General features: G+C 42.0%; 16 protein-coding genes. 13 read left to right on the forward strand and 3 right to left on the reverse strand.

The window, feature by feature from the left end; genetic code table 11:
• The first annotated feature begins 116 nt into the window (after nt 1-116).
• Nucleotides 117-380, forward strand: coding sequence for a type II toxin-antitoxin system Phd/YefM family antitoxin (locus ACWI_RS05680; protein WP_070370466.1), 264 nt, complete (start codon nt 117-119; stop codon nt 378-380).
• A complete protein-coding gene (locus ACWI_RS05685; RefSeq protein WP_070370467.1) occupies nt 373-633 on the forward strand; it encodes a Txe/YoeB family addiction module toxin in 261 nt (86 codons plus the stop codon). Before ACWI_RS05680 ends, ACWI_RS05685 begins: the two co-directional genes overlap by 8 nt.
• Nucleotides 634-692: 59 nt before the next feature.
• On the opposite strand, the gene ACWI_RS05690 is transcribed toward ACWI_RS05685, so the two are convergent.
• The gene (locus ACWI_RS05690) at nt 693-1,118 is read right to left on the reverse strand and encodes a pyridoxamine 5'-phosphate oxidase family protein (RefSeq protein ID WP_070370491.1); all 426 of its coding nucleotides are present in this window, start codon (nt 1,116-1,118) and stop codon (nt 693-695) included.
• Nucleotides 1,119-1,384: 266 nt separating this feature from the next.
• Here ACWI_RS05690 and ACWI_RS05695 point away from each other — a divergent pair, with 266 nt between their 5' ends.
• The 8 genes from ACWI_RS05695 to ACWI_RS05730 all read left to right on the forward strand — a co-directional run bounded on the left by ACWI_RS05695 (nt 1,385) and on the right by ACWI_RS05730 (nt 12,233).
• Nucleotides 1,385-2,011, forward strand: coding sequence for a hypothetical protein (locus tag ACWI_RS05695; protein WP_070370468.1), 627 nt, complete (start codon nt 1,385-1,387; stop codon nt 2,009-2,011).
• A gap of 357 nt (nt 2,012-2,368) precedes the next feature.
• A complete protein-coding gene (hsdR, locus tag ACWI_RS05700) occupies nt 2,369-4,738 on the forward strand; it encodes an EcoAI/FtnUII family type I restriction enzme subunit R (RefSeq protein ID WP_070370469.1) in 2,370 nt (789 codons plus the stop codon).
• 30 nt (nt 4,739-4,768) lie between these two features.
• Nucleotides 4,769-6,238, forward strand: a complete 1,470-nt coding sequence (locus tag ACWI_RS05705; RefSeq protein ID WP_070370470.1) for a class I SAM-dependent DNA methyltransferase — start codon at nt 4,769-4,771, stop codon at nt 6,236-6,238.
• The gene (locus ACWI_RS05710; protein WP_070370471.1) at nt 6,239-7,699 is read left to right on the forward strand and encodes a restriction endonuclease subunit S; all 1,461 of its coding nucleotides are present in this window, start codon (nt 6,239-6,241) and stop codon (nt 7,697-7,699) included. It abuts the gene before it with no gap.
• 53 nt (nt 7,700-7,752) lie between these two features.
• On the forward strand, nt 7,753-10,188 hold the full coding sequence (locus ACWI_RS05715; protein ID WP_070370472.1) for a P-loop NTPase fold protein: 2,436 nt from the start codon (nt 7,753-7,755) through the stop codon (nt 10,186-10,188).
• Between the two features lie 86 nt (nt 10,189-10,274).
• Nucleotides 10,275-10,658 carry a DUF2513 domain-containing protein gene (locus tag ACWI_RS05720; RefSeq protein WP_070370473.1) on the forward strand — a complete coding sequence of 128 codons (384 nt, stop codon included), beginning with the start codon at nt 10,275-10,277 and terminating at the stop codon, nt 10,656-10,658.
• Between the two features lie 123 nt (nt 10,659-10,781).
• Nucleotides 10,782-11,741 carry a hypothetical protein gene (locus ACWI_RS05725; protein WP_070370474.1) on the forward strand — a complete coding sequence of 320 codons (960 nt, stop codon included), beginning with the start codon at nt 10,782-10,784 and terminating at the stop codon, nt 11,739-11,741.
• A 237-nt stretch (nt 11,742-11,978) separates the two neighbouring features.
• On the forward strand, nt 11,979-12,233 hold the full coding sequence (locus ACWI_RS05730) for a hypothetical protein (RefSeq protein WP_070370475.1): 255 nt from the start codon (nt 11,979-11,981) through the stop codon (nt 12,231-12,233).
• A 166-nt stretch (nt 12,234-12,399) separates the two neighbouring features.
• Here ACWI_RS05730 and ACWI_RS05735 read toward each other — a convergent pair whose 3' ends face one another.
• Together ACWI_RS05735 and ACWI_RS05740 are read right to left on the reverse strand one after the other, a co-directional pair.
• Nucleotides 12,400-12,774, reverse strand: a complete 375-nt coding sequence (locus tag ACWI_RS05735) for a type II toxin-antitoxin system death-on-curing family toxin (protein ID WP_070370476.1) — start codon at nt 12,772-12,774, stop codon at nt 12,400-12,402.
• Nucleotides 12,771-13,013, reverse strand: a complete 243-nt coding sequence (locus ACWI_RS05740) for a type II toxin-antitoxin system Phd/YefM family antitoxin (protein WP_070370477.1) — start codon at nt 13,011-13,013, stop codon at nt 12,771-12,773. The genes ACWI_RS05735 and ACWI_RS05740 overlap by 4 nt, the downstream gene beginning before the upstream one ends.
• A 370-nt stretch (nt 13,014-13,383) precedes the next feature.
• Here ACWI_RS05740 and ACWI_RS05745 point away from each other — a divergent pair, with 370 nt between their 5' ends.
• The 3 genes from ACWI_RS05745 to ACWI_RS05755 all read left to right on the forward strand — a co-directional run bounded on the left by ACWI_RS05745 (nt 13,384) and on the right by ACWI_RS05755 (nt 16,011).
• Complete coding sequence (locus ACWI_RS05745; protein WP_070370478.1) at nt 13,384-13,638, forward strand: Abi family protein; 255 nt, start codon at nt 13,384-13,386, stop codon at nt 13,636-13,638.
• A gap of 269 nt (nt 13,639-13,907) precedes the next feature.
• A complete protein-coding gene (locus ACWI_RS05750; protein WP_070370479.1) occupies nt 13,908-14,774 on the forward strand; it encodes a hypothetical protein in 867 nt (288 codons plus the stop codon).
• Between the two features lie 232 nt (nt 14,775-15,006).
• A complete protein-coding gene (locus ACWI_RS05755; protein WP_070370480.1) occupies nt 15,007-16,011 on the forward strand; it encodes a virulence RhuM family protein in 1,005 nt (334 codons plus the stop codon).
• The last annotated feature ends 49 nt before the right edge of the window (nt 16,012-16,060 follow it).

The following is a 16,060-nucleotide window of genomic DNA, read 5'->3' on the forward strand; positions in this document are numbered from 1 at the left end:
CGAAAGGGAAAAAGCCCATTTCTTAAATTTGAAGCAGTAGGCTTTACAGATGATGAGTAGCATGGTACAATTATTTGTACAAGATATAGTACAAATAAGAATATGAGGTGGAAAAAATGTTAGCCGTAAATTATTCAACCATTCGCAGTAAGTTAAAAGATTATTGTGATAAAGCCACCGACGAAAATGAGACTGTCATTGTAACCCGTAAGGATGAAAAGAATGTGGTCATTATGAGCCTGGATAAATACAACGAAATCATGAGAACGGCCCGTAATGCCGAATATCTTGATATGATTGACCGCAGCATCGAACAAGTCAGACAGGGCAAAGTGGTTGTCAAATCAATGGCCGAGTTAGAGGCGCTGGCTGATGAGTAATCTGACCTTTTCGGATAAGGGCTGGGAAGACTATCTCTATTGGCAATTGACCGATAAAAAGATGTTGCGGAGAATAAATGAATTGCTAAAAGATATTCAACGAAATGGCTATACCGGAATTGGTAAGCCTGAGCCCCTGAAGTATCGTAAAGCATGGAGCCGGCGCATCGATTTGGAACACCGTCTGGTCTATGCCCTGGATGAAGATGGAAATATTTATATTCTTTCGCTCAAAGGACATTATCAGGATTAAAAAAAAGCGAGGTTTAAGCGGTTAAGCTTAGACCTCGCTATTTTTATAAAGCGGTAAACTTATAATTCACCCTGCTCAGCGGCCACCGGGCCATCGAGCAGCAGATAGGACGTTAGCTTAATCGCAAAGACAAGGCTGTCGGGATGATTAAGAATTTCTGCCAGTTCCGGATGTTTTTCGGCGAACGTGGTCTTGATCGGGAGGACTTTGGCATCGGTCAGGGGCGTAAATAAACCGGCAAAGGTCACCGAAACGATGTTGGCTCCCTGGCCTTGGTGCTGGCGGCTATCGACCAGGACACTGACCCGGGGATTGGCCAGCAGATTCTTAAATTTGCGCGACTCCCGGGTGGAGACCAGATAAAGTGTCCCCAGATCGTCGCTGGGCAGATAGGTCATCAACGAGCAATAGGGGTTGCCCGCGGCTTCGGTACATAAAACACAGAGGGAATTGTCGCGCAGAAGCGATTCCAGTTTAGCTAACATATTACCACCTTTCATCAGCGGGAGGAAGGGGAAGCCATCCTCTGGGCCGCATAAATAAATTTTGACAGGCCAGGGATGGTTCTTCTGAACCACCCGGATAATCACCGTAAAGGAATCCTTAACGGTTGCGGATGTTAATCTGATTATAGCACAGGTAGGTAGCCTTGGGTAAAAAATCAGCTTGAATGGGTGGGGTGGTGATGATTAATCAGCTGGAAACGGGGTATAACATAAACACCATAAACTAATTTTACAGGAGGTGCACGATGATGAAGGTTAGTGCCAAAAACTGGGGTTTGATCGGGTTTGTGTTGCTTTGTTCACTGGTTCTACTAACCGGCTGCGGTCAGCCGGCGGGGCAAAAAGACAGCTCTGATCAAGTGGCTGGACAGACGACGGAAAAAGAGAGCACGGATCAGGCTGGCGAAAATGTCAGTGATTTTTTCAACAAGGTGCAAATCGGCCAGACCAAAGCGGAAGTCGATGCGGCATTGGGTGTCACCCCGACATCCCCGGTGGAAGGGGCGTTTGATTATGTGGATGAAAATGGTAATGGGGTGACCGTCATTTTTATGGAACGGAGTCTCGGCGATGGCAGTCCCAAGGTTGCTTTATCTAAAAAGTTGATCGGGACCGAAAAATATATCATCGCAGCGACGGATGATCAACGGATAACCGAGGAGCAAGCCGAAAAGATTATCGAAGGGATGACCTATGATGAGGTCAAAGGGATTTTAGGACAGGACGGATTTGTGGTGAGTGAGACTGAAGGGAGTGGCGGTGCCATTACAACCGAACGGTATTGGGTCAAGCCGGGGATCGCCTCAATGCTCAGTGTCACCTTTGCTGGCCCAGCGGGAAGCGATCTCAGTACCTTTATCTTGAATTTTTAGCGACGATCAAGGATCAGATAAGGCTTAACAATTTCAGCTTATCAAAAAAGTGCCACCGCTTTTAGTTGTGGCACTTTTTTTAGTGAGGACAGGGATGGGATGATGGGGGGAAGGCAGGGCTTGGTGAGCAGCCCGGGACTACCCCCTGGAGCTGGCCTTTCTTTATCAGGGGGTGCGGTTTTGTGAGCTGAAATCGGCGGCGGCGCTTAAAAATTTGACATTTGTTAAATAAAGTGAATAGGGGGAAGGAACGTGGCGAAAAACGGTGATTTCTTCTAGCCATTTAAGCGGTTGAGGCGTATAATTAAAAAGACTGACAAATTTTAGGTGCGTAACGAAATGAAGGGGGTCAAATTCATGGGGAAGAGCCATTTGTCTGAAGAAGACATCAAAGCCAGATACATCACACCGGCCATCACGACGGCCGGATGGGATCTCAATAAGCAGGTGCGATTAGAATACGCCTTTACCGCCGGGCGGATTATTTTGCGGGGCAATATCACCGCCAGAGGCAAGCAGAAACGGGCGGACTATCTGCTATCATATAAAAACAATTTTCCGCTGGCGATTGTTGAAGCCAAAGATCAGAATCATCCGGTGGGGGCGGGGCTCCAGCAAGCCATTGAGTATGCCCGGGTTTTGGATGTTCCCTATGTTTACGCCTCAAACGGCGAGGGTTTTGTGGAGCAAAATTTGCTTACCGGTACCGTCAGGGAACTGAAGCTGAGCGAATTCCCAGCGCCGGAAGCTTTGTATCAGCGCTACCGCGAGGATAAGGGCATTGACGGCGCCAAAGAAAAGGTGATGTTTGCGCCTTACTACTATGTGCCCAATTATAAAACGCCCCGCTATTATCAACGGGTGGCCATTAACCGGACCGTCGAGGCGGTGGCCAACGGGCAAAACCGGGTGCTGGTGGTCAGTGCCACCGGCACCGGAAAAACCTTTATGACCTTTCAGATCATTTACCGGTTATGGAAATCGGGCCTGAAGAAAAAAATCCTTTTTCTGGCCGACCGCAATGTTTTACTCGATCAGACCATCACCGGTGATTTCAAGCCCTTTTGCGGCAAAATGACCAAGGTACAGCATAAAAATCTGGACAGCTCCTATGAAATTTATCTGGCATTGTATCAGCAGTTGGCTGGCGATGAGGGCGAGGAAACCTATCGTCAGTTTCAGCCAAACTTTTTTGATCTGATTGTCATTGATGAGTGTCACCGGGGCAGTGCCCGGGAAGAATCGGCCTGGCGCAAAGTGCTGGATTATTTCACCGCTGCCACCCATATCGGCTGCACCGCCACCCCCATCGAAACCAAGGATGCCTCCAGCTTTACCTATTTTGGCGAGCCGATTTATGAATACTCCTTGAAGCAGGGCATTGATGACGGCTTTCTGGCTCCCTATAAGGTCATCCGCATTGGCCTTGATAAAGATCTTGAAGGCTATCGCCCGGAGCTTGGCAAGGTTGACAAACATGGCTATGTCATCGAAGACCGGGAATACAATATCAAAGACTTTGACCGCAATCTGGTCATTGATGACCGCACCCGGGTGGTGGCCGCCAAAATTACCGAGTTTTTAAAAAAGACCGACCGTTTCAGCAAAACCATTGTTTTTTGTGTCGATATCGAACACGCCGAACGGATGCGCCAGGCTCTGATTAATGAGAATAAAGATCTCTACGCCCAAAACGACCGCTATATCATGCGGATCACCGGGGATAACGACGAGGGCAAGGCCCAGCTGGAAAACTTCATCGATGAAGAAAGCTGCTATCCGGTGATTGCCATCACCAGCAAACTGATGACCACCGGGGTTGATGCCAAGATGTGCAAACTGATTGTGCTGGAGAACAACATCAACAGCATGACCGAGTTCAAGCAGATTATCGGCCGGGGCACCCGGCTGCTGGAGGACTACGGCAAAACCTATTTTACGATCATGGATTTTCGCAATGCCAGCCGCCTGTTTGCCGATCCGGCCTTCGACGGTCAGCCGGAAGTGGTGATTGACCTGGGTGGTGATGATCCGGTAATTGACCCGCTGCCCCCGACTGATGAAGGGGAAGGGGATGTTATCGGCGGCGATGGGGTTAAAGAAGACGGCGGGGACTTTGTCATCGGCGATCCCCCGCCATTTGTCGATGATGGAGACGACAAACCGAAAAAATATTATCTTGGCGATATAACCGTCCGGGTTCTTTCCGAACGGGTACAATATGTCGACAAGGACGGCAAACTGATCACCGAAAGCCTGATCGACTACACCCGCAAAAATATCCGCAACCAGTTTAGTAACCTTGATGATTTTCTGCGCAGCTGGACAAAAGCTGCGAAAAAGCAGGCAATTATTGAGGCGTTAAAAGACGATGGGGTGCTGTTGGAGGCTGTCCGGGAAGAAATGGGCCAGACCGAGTTGGACGACTTTGATCTGATTTGCCACATTGCCTATGACAAGGCTCCGCTGACCAAAAAAGAACGGGCCGAGAATGTCCGAAAGCGGCATTATCTGTATAAATATTCCGACACCGCCAAACAGGTGATTGAGGCGCTGCTTGATAAGTATGCCAATGACGGCATTGGCGAGATCGAAGATACCAAGGTGCTGCAACTGATAGAGTTTGCCAAAATCGGCAGCCCAATGAAGATCGTCAAGGCCTTTGGGGGTAAAAAAGCCTACCTTGAGGCCGTCATGGAACTGGAAAATGAAATCTATTATGCATAAGCAACATAAATAAAAGAAGGCAGGAAATAAATGGCAATTAGTAACTTAGTAAAACGCATCCAGGATGTAATGCGCAACGACTCCGGCGTCAATGGCGATGCCCAGCGGATTGAACAGATCGTCTGGATTCTGTTTTTAAAAATATATGATGCAAAAGAAGAAGCCTGGGAACTGATTAATGACAACTACCGCTCAATCATTCCCGACCATCTTAAATGGCGGGAGTGGGCCGTCGATCATAAAGACGGACAGGCCCTGACCGGCGATGCCCTGCTTGATTTTGTCAATAACACCCTCTTCCCGACCCTGAAGAACTTGGAAATTGATGAAACCACCCCGATGAGTCAGGTGATTGTCCGCTACGCTTTTGAGGATGCCAACAATTACCAGAAAGACGGGGTATTACTGCGCCAGGTGGTCAATATCATCGATGAGATTGATTTTACCGAATACACCGAGCGCCACGAGTTTGGGGCCATCTATGAAGCCTTTCTCAAGGATTTGCAGAGTGCCGGTAATGCCGGGGAGTTCTACACCCCCCGGGCGGTCACTGATTTTATGGTTGCCGTGGTCAAGCCGGTACTGGGTGAAAAAATTGGCGACTTTGCCTGTGGCACCGGCGGTTTTCTGACATCGGCCCTGGCCGCCCTTGATGGGCAGGTGGGCAATTCCCTGGAGAAGCGGGAGCTGTATAACCGCTCGGTTTACGGCATTGAGAAAAAATCCCTACCCCATCTGCTCTGCGTGACCAATCTACTGATCCACGACATCGATGATCCCAATATCCTCCACGGCAATGCCCTGGAAACCGACTATAAGGAATTGCGCAAGATGGACGCCTTCGATGTCATTCTGATGAATCCCCCCTATGGTGGCAGCGAGAAGGACAGCGTCAAAATCAATTTCCCGACAGAACTGCGGAGCTCCGAAACCGCCGATTTGTTTATGAATGTGATTATGTATCGGCTGAAGCAAAACGGCCGCTGCGGGGTAATCATCCCTGATGGCTTTTTATTTGGTACCGATAATGCCAAGTTTAACATCAAGAAAAAGCTGACCAGTGAATTTAACCTGCATACCGTTGTGCGCCTGCCCCACAGCGTTTTTGCCCCCTACACCTCGATCCGCACGAATATTCTATTTTTTGATAAAACCGCCCCCACCAAAGAAATCTGGTTCTACCGGGTCGATATGCCGGAAGGCTATAAGAATTTTTCAAAAACCCGGCCGATGAAGCTGGCTCATTTTGAGGAAGCCTTAAGCTGGTGGGACAACCGGGAAGAAATCGAAGTCGACGGCTTTGCCAAGGCTAAAAAATACAGCCTGGATGAGATTATCGCCCGCAGCTACAACCTCGATTTGTGCGGCTTTCCTCATGAAGAAGAAGTGATTCTTGATCCCCTGCCGCTGATTCAGGAATATCAGGAAAAACGGGCCTCCCTGAATGATCAAATTGATCATGTGCTGGAACAGATTACGGCCATGCTTGAGGAAAATTAGATGAAAGCGCAGGATTTAAAAAACAGCATTCTGCAGCTGGCGATCCAGGGGAAACTGGTGGGGCAGCGGGAAGAAGAGGGCACGGCCCGGGAGCTGCTTAAAAAAATTGACGCCGAGAAGCAGGCGCTGCTAAAGGACGGGAAGATTAAAAAACAGAAAGCGCTACCGGGGATTACGGAAGATGAGATACCCTTTGAGATACCGGAGAGTTGGGAATGGGTGCGGCTGGGGGAGATAACTCATAACTGGGGGCAGAAAAAGCCTGATGTAACATTTGATTATATTGATGTTGGATCGATAGATAACATCAAAGGTATTCTTAGTAATAACGAAAATCTTATGAATCCAGAAGATGCACCATCAAGAGCGAGGAAAATTGTAAACGAAGGTACAGTGCTGTATTCGACGGTAAGACCATATTTATTGAATATTTGTATTGTTGACAAAGAGTTTGTTCATGAGCCAATTGCAAGTACGGCTTTTGCGGTTTTACATCCCTTTAACGGCATTAATAGTTATTTTCTTTATTTTGTTCTTCGAAGTCCTATGTTTAGTTCCTATGTAAGTTCTGTTATGAAAGGTGTTGCGTACCCGGCAATCAATGATAATAGCTTGCTAGGTGGATTACTCCCTCTCCCCCCACAGGCTGAACAAAAACGCATTGTCGCAATAATCGAAGCCTTAATGCCATATATCGATCAATACGATGTTGCCTATACCGAAGTGGAAGCGCTTAATAAAAAATTCCCGGAAGAGCTCAAAAAGTCGATTTTACAGTATGCCATCCAGGGCAAGTTGGTTATGCAGCGCAAAGAAGAGGGCACCGCCGAAGTACTCTATCAGCAGATTCAGGCCGAAAAGCAAAAGCTGATTAAGGAAGGCAAGATCAAAAAGGCCAAAGCCCTGCCGGAGATTACGGACGATGAGATTCCCTTTGATATTCCGGAGAGTTGGAAGTGGGTGAGGTTGGGGGAGATTGTTTCAATTTTAGGTGATGGAATCCATGGTACACCTATATATAATGAAAAAGGTGACTACTATTTTATAAATGGTAACAATTTAAATGAAGGAATAATAGAAATAAAAGATAATACAAAAAAAGTTGATGTAGAACAATTTCATAAACACAAAAGAGAACTTAATAAAAATACAGTGTTGGTTTCAATTAACGGTACAATTGGTAATATTGCATTTTATAGTGGTGAAAAAGTTATACTTGGAAAAAGCGCTTGCTATTTTAACCTTATGATTGAAAATTTAAAGTACTATCTATACTTGATTATCAAGACAAAGTACTTTACAGATTATGCAATCAAAAGAGCGACTGGTACAACGATTAAAAATGTCTCATTAATGGCAATGAAAGAGTTTATCTTACCTCTCCCCCCGCTGGCAGAACAAAAGCGCATCGTAGCAAAAATCGAAGCTTTAATGCCGTATATCGATAAATATGAGTGCTGATTATTTAAATTTTGTAATGTAATTTGTGGCTTTATAAAAAGAAGGGTATGCAGATGAGCGAAAAAAACTACCAGCTTAGAACATTTATTTCAAAAATTTTAATTGCCCTTATTATATCATTAATATTTTTCAGCACGGTTAAAATCAATTTGTGCGTTTTCTTTATCGTGTTCGCATTTATATGGGCAGTGGTGATTATTAACAGTCGAATATCTGACAATATCAAGCTTTACGATTCTTTGATACTGATTTCACTTGGTATTCTTGCAGGCATTATTGCATTGCAATATGCCGAAATCCTAAAAATTGATGTGATTGAATTTAAGTTTATGAGTGCTTATGCGGCCTTTCTTGCGATGATCTCACTTTATACATGGCTCAAGAATTCACAAGAAGAAGAAACCGAAGCTCTAAAACCGCTAAGGAAAAGGCAAAGAGATTTAGAACGGCTTTTGTCTTATGTCGAAATGTTTGAAATCATTGCACTGAACGGGAGATGGGGAACTGGAAAAACATTTTTAGTTAACGAATTAAAGAAAAATCCGCAAATTAAGGAAAAGTACGAGATGATTGAAATTGACGTTCTAACTTGCGATTTGAATGAACTCTTGCTGATTCTAGTCAAAGAAATGGAAAGGCTTTTATTAAGAAATCGAATTGTTTCCAGGTATTCAAATAAGCTTAAAGTGTTATTAGGTAGCAACAAGTTTTTGGTTCAATTGCAGTCTTTGTTTTTGGACAGCACACAATCTTTTGCAGAGGCAATCAAAGGCCTGCAGAATGAAATATCACGCCTTAAAAAAGATGTTTTAATAATTTACGAAGATATTGATCGAATTAATGATGTGAATATTATAAAAAGAATCTTTAGCATCAATGAAAAACTTGCAAATAAAAAAATTAGAATCATATATCAGTACCATGAAGAAAATCTCAAAAATATGGGCTTTACTGATGACTATCTGGAGAAATACTTACCGTTCAAATTAAATGTGACTGAAAGTGACTTATTTGAGACGATTCTCTTTATCTTGAAAAAAGATATGATCAAAGAAAGTTTGCTTAAAATCGAAGATTTTAATTTTTTGAGAAAAGAGTTACAAGCTACAAAAACTACATTTCTAAGCAGTTATTTTGATATCGGTATAGAGGTTTATTCACAATTTACCAATTTACCTTTTCGTAAGGTTGAAAATTTCTGTGCCGAATTGGTTAGTACATTGAAAAAATATGATTATAAAGAGTATAAGGAAACGGTGATTGCGTTTTTTGTAGTAAAACATTTTATAACATCAGTCTACGAGCAATTAACCATTGAAAGAGGCTTGTTGGAAGCAATAAGGTTTGAGGTTGAAGGCGAATATTATTCGTTGGCAGAATTAAGAGAATTAAAAAAACAAGACAAACTTTGGACATATCAACTTCAGAAAATTATTGATATTGAAGAAAATAAAATGAAATTTGGCGTTTTGAATCTATTTAACTATGAAAATATTGAGATAGAAGACGATATACCGCCTGAAAAGAAGTGGAAAAATATGATCGAAGAATCAGATCGATCAATAACCCAAAGAATTAGTAATGAAAAGAAAGATCAAATCATTTGGAATTTATTAGCAGCTGGTAAATCAGAACTCACGGATTATGAATTTTGTGGAAAAAAGCTTGTTGAAGATGTATTTAGTGAACCGAAAGAAAGAAGAGTTGCAGCATATAATTTGTTTCGCCAATGTTTATTTACATTGAATAAGAATGAATTTGACAACGGAACCATGTTTTTGTTTGGGATTCCACCATTTATCCAGTTATTTAAAGCCTTCCGCACTTTGGTTGATGGGGATCAATATGTAAAAGAACTCGTCGATTTATATTTTGACATTGAAAAAATAGACTCAATCGATGAAAAGGTAATAAGGACATTAAATTATGTGCTGTTGCCTGATATTGATGTATATGTGCATATTATTAAGAAATTCAATCAGTTAAATATAAAAGGCAATCTTAATTTACATGAATGTTTTGTAACCTTTGTCAATAAGCACTTGTGCGAAGCTTTGGCAAATCTCGGTTTTATCAACACACACCGCTATTTTGGTTTTAGTTCGGGAACAATTGATAGTGTAAAAAAACTGTTTGTGGGGGATTTGGAAAAAATTAAAGCGGAAATAATATCGCTGCAAGAAAATTTATTTGAATTTATAAAATATGATAAAATAAATGAAGATATCTCAGTGATAGTTGCGTTTGTTGAAAAGCTGATCGAGATTATTCAATTCCCGAGTGAACTCAAAGTAACAGACAAACCATTTAATGTGGAAACGAAATTTGGAAGTAGATTTGTCAATCAGGAAGAGTTTGATCGTCTTAAGCAATTGTTGTTAAATAGAAATGGCACTGCGATTGAAGAAGTTGTAAAAAGCTATCAAGCAGGAAAAATCACACCTTATGAAATTAACAAATTAAGAAATAAAAATGAAACAAATCAATAAGTGAATTTGAAGGTTGGGTTGGTCTGAATTTGTCATTTGTTTTCAGTAAAATACTTAGCCTATTATTTAAGATTGTGAGGAAGATTTTGAAAAGAGATATGGAACTTATAAGAAAAATACTATTGACCGTTGAAGAAAAATATGTTGATACCTGGTTGCATAGTAATGAAATAGAAATTGATGGCTATGACATGAAAACAATTGGTTATCACTGTGCTGTTTTACACGACGCAGGTTTGCTCTATGACTATAAAGGGCAATATGGTGATGGTGAATTGCTGCAATTTGGTGTGGGAAGATTAACATGGGATGGACACGAATTTTTAGAAAAAATCAAAAGCGACACAGTTTGGAACAAAACAAAGGATACAATTACCACAAAAGGTATTCCGTTTGTACTGGATGCGGTAAAAGAAATTGCAACCTCAATAACAACTTCAATGATAAAAACAGCAATCACAGGTTTGTGATATGCCCCTCTGGGCAACACAAGGGACGGAGGTTTTGTGCAATGATGTAGTGAGTGTTGGAACTGGGGTTACGGTACGGGCCGCTTTAATGATTAAAAATTCTGTTTCGAAAGGAATTGTTCCATGAAGAAATTTATCGATCCTCAAAAAAGTCTAGAAATCGTTTCAAATAGTTTACAGAAGACATACGATGCTGGGAAAAAAGCGACCGAAAACATTCAAAAAGGTGCCAAGTTTTTATCTGATAAAACGGTAAATGACAGTTATTTACGCCGGTTAAAAAAATATAGTCCAATTTTCCCTGAATTTTATTGTAGTCCAGATTTTAACACTCCCAACATAATTATGATTGTTGATGATGCGGTGAGACGTGGTATTGATGTCTGTGAGGGTTCAATTGGTTGGCTTGGCAAAGAAAATGATATTGAAATTCTCTATCTTTATGATAACGCAATAGAAAAGAGTGGGCTACAGTTCATCCCGATGGTGACCTGCGACGCCGTTTATTGTGTGGATAGTTTTGACAGTAATCGATTTATCAAAGCGGATTATGTTTTTACGAGAGCACATGAAGAAAGAATTGCTGAGTTGAAACATATTGCTTTTTCATTAGGCGCAAAGCGTTGTTCAATTGAAATAAGTGAATCGAACATGGAATCAAATTTAAAAAATAAAGAAAAGAAATTTAGTGAAGAGGTTAATTTTGTAGATCAAGGAGTTTCGACAGCTGAAAAATTCGAACAGAATATGTCAAAAAAGGAAAGTAGTCATCGAAGAGGAAAGACAGAAATACAATTTGAGGGCAGTAATAGTCCCAAAAGACCCGAACTTAAATGGTTTGCACATGACGGCAACATTAAGCGTCTCATCGAAATGAGATTCGAAAATAACAATGCGATCAAATCGGAAACTTTAGAAATAGCAGGTTCATCACTGACGACAATGTCTGAAAAAGCAGCATATGCTATGGATATGGCTGTTAAGAAGGCGGGGGCCAAAGGTAAGGTTAAAGGAAGTGCTGATATCAGTTCCCAGGTTGCAAAAGAGAGTCATAGTAAATTGATTTTCAGAATTGAATTTTAAAAAGAGACGGCAAAGTTATTGATAGTTAGCTCTTGGGATGGTGCTAGGTAGACTTGACTTAATCTTCGATGATTTCTAAAGGCATCATTAAAAAATTGGAAAGGCATGCAGTACCAAGTATATGATACCGGGAGATTAATGGGCTTTTTACTTGTTAATCGACCGGTCAAAATGCAGGTACGGTTTGTTTCATTAAGGCACCAATATTTTTAATAGCTGATAAACAGGAGAACAAAAATGGGGAAATACGGTAAAGGTTTAGGCAAAGAATTTGCGTTAGCAGTTCTTCAAGGTGAAGTTCCGGAAGTTTTCAACACAGAAGAATTGCGAAGATTTATTAAAAAGAGAGGGTGGAATCCACCCGAAACATATGTGAATGTATTATTGGCAAACAGTGCATCAACGACCCATAGTAAAAATTATCCAAATTATTTTAAGAGTATTGGGGATGGTCAGTATATGCTGTCTGATGAAATACAGAGTTTGTTATAATAGCTTGGTAAAGATAAATTCAGCAAATTATAGACAATTAAGAAGAGATAAGTGTGGAAAGTATGAATCAATTTAAATGCGGTGGTGGCAGATATGCGTGAAGTGAAGACGCAACACAAGGGGACGGAGGTTTTGTGCACTATAAACCAAGATCCACTGGATGGCATCAGACATGATCAATAATCCAGTCAAGCAGTTGCCGATCATCCATCTGACCAGCTGCCAGCTGGAGACCCAACTGGATCAGTTCATCATCGGTACAATCAGGTGTAAAGCCGTTCATTTCCAGAAATGTCAGCATAACCAGAATACCGATCCGTTTATTGCCATCGATAAATGCATGGTTATTGATCAGTGAAAAACCCAGACGAGCGGCTTTGGCCGGAACGGTTTGGTACAGATCTTCACCGTCAAAACTTTGAAAGGGCGCATTTAGAGCGGAATCCAGCAGCCCTTCATCCCGGAGGCCATAACAGCCGCCGGTTTCGTTAATCAGCATGGTGTGAAGCCGTAGCACCTGATGACGGGTCAGTCGCTTCATTTGGCTAATTCCTCAAAGGCGGCCTGATGTTTTTTCAAAATCCGTTTGGCTATGATTTCCACTTCTTCATCGCCAATGGTTTCTTCGGTTTGAAACTGGCTGAACTCAATCAGGACATAGCGGGGGGTATTGTTTTTTAAAATGATGGCAGCGCCGTTTTCATCCACAAGTCGGGCAACCTTGGAAAAATTCTGGTTGGCTTCGGAAATGGAAACTAAATTTTTGGTATTGATTTGCATTACAAGCACCTCCTAGTCTTTATACCATTGTACTATAATTTTAGGATAAATAAAACCTAAAAACATATCCATAAAGACACACTTAATTTAATCGTTGTTGAAATCCAAACAGAATTGCTAAAAAAACAAAAAAATCATTCAGGCTGAGAGCGGAAGAAGGAGAAAAAATGCTAGGGACACAAGGGGACTGCGGTTTCGGTACCAGTGCCAGGCACACTCAACTTATGAGATGAGATTCTTCCCTGCATTTTTCTTATCCTGTGGATGTATTCAAGGTTATCGTTAATATCAATAAGACCAGAAAAACCTCGCTTTTGTAAATTTTCAATGATCTGATTCAAGTCAAAAAAGAAAGAGGTGAACAATTACGATGTACAGAACCATAAAACCCAAACTTTCGACGAAAGAGCAGATTGAGCATCTGGAGAAAAAGGGTGTGAAATTTGTTCTGATTTCAAGAGAAGAAGCCACCGATTATTTAACAAAGCACAATAACTATTTCAAACTGACGGCGTATCGAAAGAATTTTCAAAAACATCCCGCTGGAAAATTTAAAGGGCAATACATTGGTTTAGATTTTCAAATGCTTAAAGATCTTGCGATTATTGATATGCGACTACGTTAGACACTTCTGCATATGGCACTTGATATTGAACATTTCGCAAAAGTAGAGTTATTGAAGGTTATTGAAAATTCCGATATTGACGCATATGATCTAGTCGAAGATTATATCAAGAACCTTGATGAGGTGCGGTTGAAAATCCTGAATGACGTGGAGGTAACAGTACCTGACACCAACGTATAAACTTTTTCAGAATAAATCAGTTGTGATGAATTACTTCTACGGTACACCTATAAAAATGTTCATGAACTTAATTAAAAAGGAGGCCACCCTTGAAAAAGAACGAATTCTTAACCACCAGTGTTGTTCAGGATTTTATGCACTGGCTGGAGCAGAAGATGGATCAGGCAGATTCCTTTTGCCATGGTTATCAGATGAAAAAACCAAATAGGCCCTGGGAATGCCACTCCATTTATTCGGCTTATGAAAATTACTGTTGGCCATTCCGTTTTCATGATCCCATCACTGAAGAACCCATTAGCGGCCAGTCTTTTGATAAAAGTGCATTGGCATTATCAAGTCTGTCCCAGGGCTTAAGAAGAAGTCTTGAGGATGGGGACCCCAAAATTTGTCGAAAACATTGCTATGCGGTTTTACAGTGGGGTGGTGTGCTTTCAAATAATGATAAACGAATCGATGGGCTGGGTGATGAGATCTGTGACTATTTGAAGCAGATCAAAACCAGATTGGCCGATGACCGGTCATCCGGTGACTATTATCAACCTGGGATGATCATGAATGCGGGTTTCACAAAAATCTATTCGTTGTGTATGGATGATTTCATTATCTACGATGGGCGAGTCGGTGCGGCTCTGGGGCTATTGGTTCGAAAATTCTGCGAAGCCTTTTCACTGGCAGCAGTTCCAGATGAACTGGCCTTTGCCTGGGGAAAAGGAAAAGAAAGTGCTTATAAACCAAGCGCCGAGAACCGCCGCAATCCCGGCAGCAAAAGATATCCGTTTCCTGAATTGAGCAATAATCCTAAACGGCATACTGAAAACAACATCCGGGCGAACTGGTTGATAAGAGAACTTGCCGACCAAACCGAATCGGAGTTTAAAAAGCTTGATCATGAGCTGCGAATACGGGCAATGGAGGCCGCTTTATTCATGATCGGTTATCAGGTAAAGGGCTTTTAAGCCGGGGGTTGGTGTTATTGTGTACACACGGTTGTTTGGCCCGGTCAGTTCGCCAAAAGTATCCCTAAGTGCCGGCACCCTTAACTTATTGCGCTACGCGTTACGGCACCGTCGAGCGTGGTCCGCAGTGCCAAATACACATAAATTAAACTCGTCGTACAGCATCGAGCAGTTTGAAAACGGGTGACAAAAATTTTGCACTTGTAATATTAAGAATTGAAGGAGATCAACTATGCCTCAATCAGAGATACTTTTATACCAGACCGAAGACGGTCGGACGAAAATTGAAGTCACCATGGATGGCAATACCGTCTGGCTAAGCCAGATGCAGATGGTAGAACTTTTTCAAAGTAGTAAATCGAATATCAGTGAACATATCAAACATGTTTTTGCTGAGGGAGAATTGGAAGAAGCCCCAGTTGTTCGGAAATTCCGAACAACTGGAAAAGATGGTAAAACATACAATGTGCAGTTCTACAACCTCGATGTCATCATTTCCGTCGGTTACCGTGTCAAATCCCACCGGGGTACCCAGTTTCGGATTTGGGCTACCCAACAGCTGAAAGAATACATCATCAAGGGTTTTATCATGAATGATGAATTATTAAAAAATGCCGGTGGCGGTAACTACTTCAAGGAACTGCTTAACCGTATTCGGGATATCCGCTCCAGCGAAAAAGTATTTTATCGACAGATACTGGACATTTATGCGACCAGTATCGACTATGAGCCGAATACCGAAATCACCCGGGAATTTTTTAAAACCATTCAGAACAAAATGCACGTTGCTGCCCATGGTCACACTGCTGCTGAGCTGGTGTATCTAAGAGCCAATGGAGAAGCGGAATTTATGGGGATGACAGCTTTTGATGGGGAACGGCCCCGCAAAGCTGACGCCAGCATTGCCAAAAACTATTTAAGCGAAGATGAAATTAATATCTTAAACCGCTTGGTCACCGCCTATCTGGAATTTGCCGAGCTGCAGGCAATCCGGCAGCAACCCATGTATATGAAAGACTGGATCGAAAAGCTCGATGATTTCATTAAAATGAGCGGCAGCGAATTATTAAACAGCGCCGGAAAAATAAGCCATGACCAGGCAAAGACAAAAGCTGAGCTGGAATATGAAACGTACCGGGAGAGAACAAAGCTCGACCTCACCCCAGTGGAGAAGGATTTTATCGACAGTCTGAAAGATACCCAAAAGAAAATCGAGAAAAAAAAGCCAATTAAATAAGCATGATCCTCTGGTGCCAGGCACCACTTAACTTTCAGACTTGACACTA

Origin of the sequence: Acetobacterium wieringae, assembly GCF_001766835.1 — a bacterium.
GTDB classification, from domain to species: Bacteria; Bacillota; Clostridia; order Eubacteriales; family Eubacteriaceae; genus Acetobacterium; species Acetobacterium wieringae.

Excerpts from the sequence above, each read along its gene's own strand:
- ACWI_RS05740 (WP_070370477.1), bottom strand. The coding sequence starts at position 13,013 with ATGCAAATCAATACCAAAAATTTAGTTTCCATTTCCGAAGCCAACCAG.
- ACWI_RS05725 (WP_070370474.1), top strand. The coding sequence starts at position 10,782 with ATGAAGAAATTTATCGATCCTCAAAAAAGTCTAGAAATCGTTTCAAAT.
- ACWI_RS05690 (WP_070370491.1), bottom strand. The coding sequence starts at position 1,118 with ATGTTAGCTAAACTGGAATCGCTTCTGCGCGACAATTCCCTCTGTGTT.
- ACWI_RS05735 (WP_070370476.1), bottom strand. The coding sequence starts at position 12,774 with ATGAAGCGACTGACCCGTCATCAGGTGCTACGGCTTCACACCATGCTG.
- ACWI_RS05715 (WP_070370472.1), top strand. The coding sequence starts at position 7,753 with ATGAGCGAAAAAAACTACCAGCTTAGAACATTTATTTCAAAAATTTTA.
- ACWI_RS05705 (WP_070370470.1), top strand. The coding sequence starts at position 4,769 with ATGGCAATTAGTAACTTAGTAAAACGCATCCAGGATGTAATGCGCAAC.
- ACWI_RS05745 (WP_070370478.1), top strand. The coding sequence starts at position 13,384 with ATGTACAGAACCATAAAACCCAAACTTTCGACGAAAGAGCAGATTGAG.
- ACWI_RS05755 (WP_070370480.1), top strand. The coding sequence starts at position 15,007 with ATGCCTCAATCAGAGATACTTTTATACCAGACCGAAGACGGTCGGACG.
- hsdR (WP_070370469.1), top strand. The coding sequence starts at position 2,369 with ATGGGGAAGAGCCATTTGTCTGAAGAAGACATCAAAGCCAGATACATC.
- ACWI_RS05710 (WP_070370471.1), top strand. The coding sequence starts at position 6,239 with ATGAAAGCGCAGGATTTAAAAAACAGCATTCTGCAGCTGGCGATCCAG.
- ACWI_RS05680 (WP_070370466.1), top strand. The coding sequence starts at position 117 with ATGTTAGCCGTAAATTATTCAACCATTCGCAGTAAGTTAAAAGATTAT.
- ACWI_RS05685 (WP_070370467.1), top strand. The coding sequence starts at position 373 with ATGAGTAATCTGACCTTTTCGGATAAGGGCTGGGAAGACTATCTCTAT.
- ACWI_RS05730 (WP_070370475.1), top strand. The coding sequence starts at position 11,979 with ATGGGGAAATACGGTAAAGGTTTAGGCAAAGAATTTGCGTTAGCAGTT.
- ACWI_RS05695 (WP_070370468.1), top strand. The coding sequence starts at position 1,385 with ATGATGAAGGTTAGTGCCAAAAACTGGGGTTTGATCGGGTTTGTGTTG.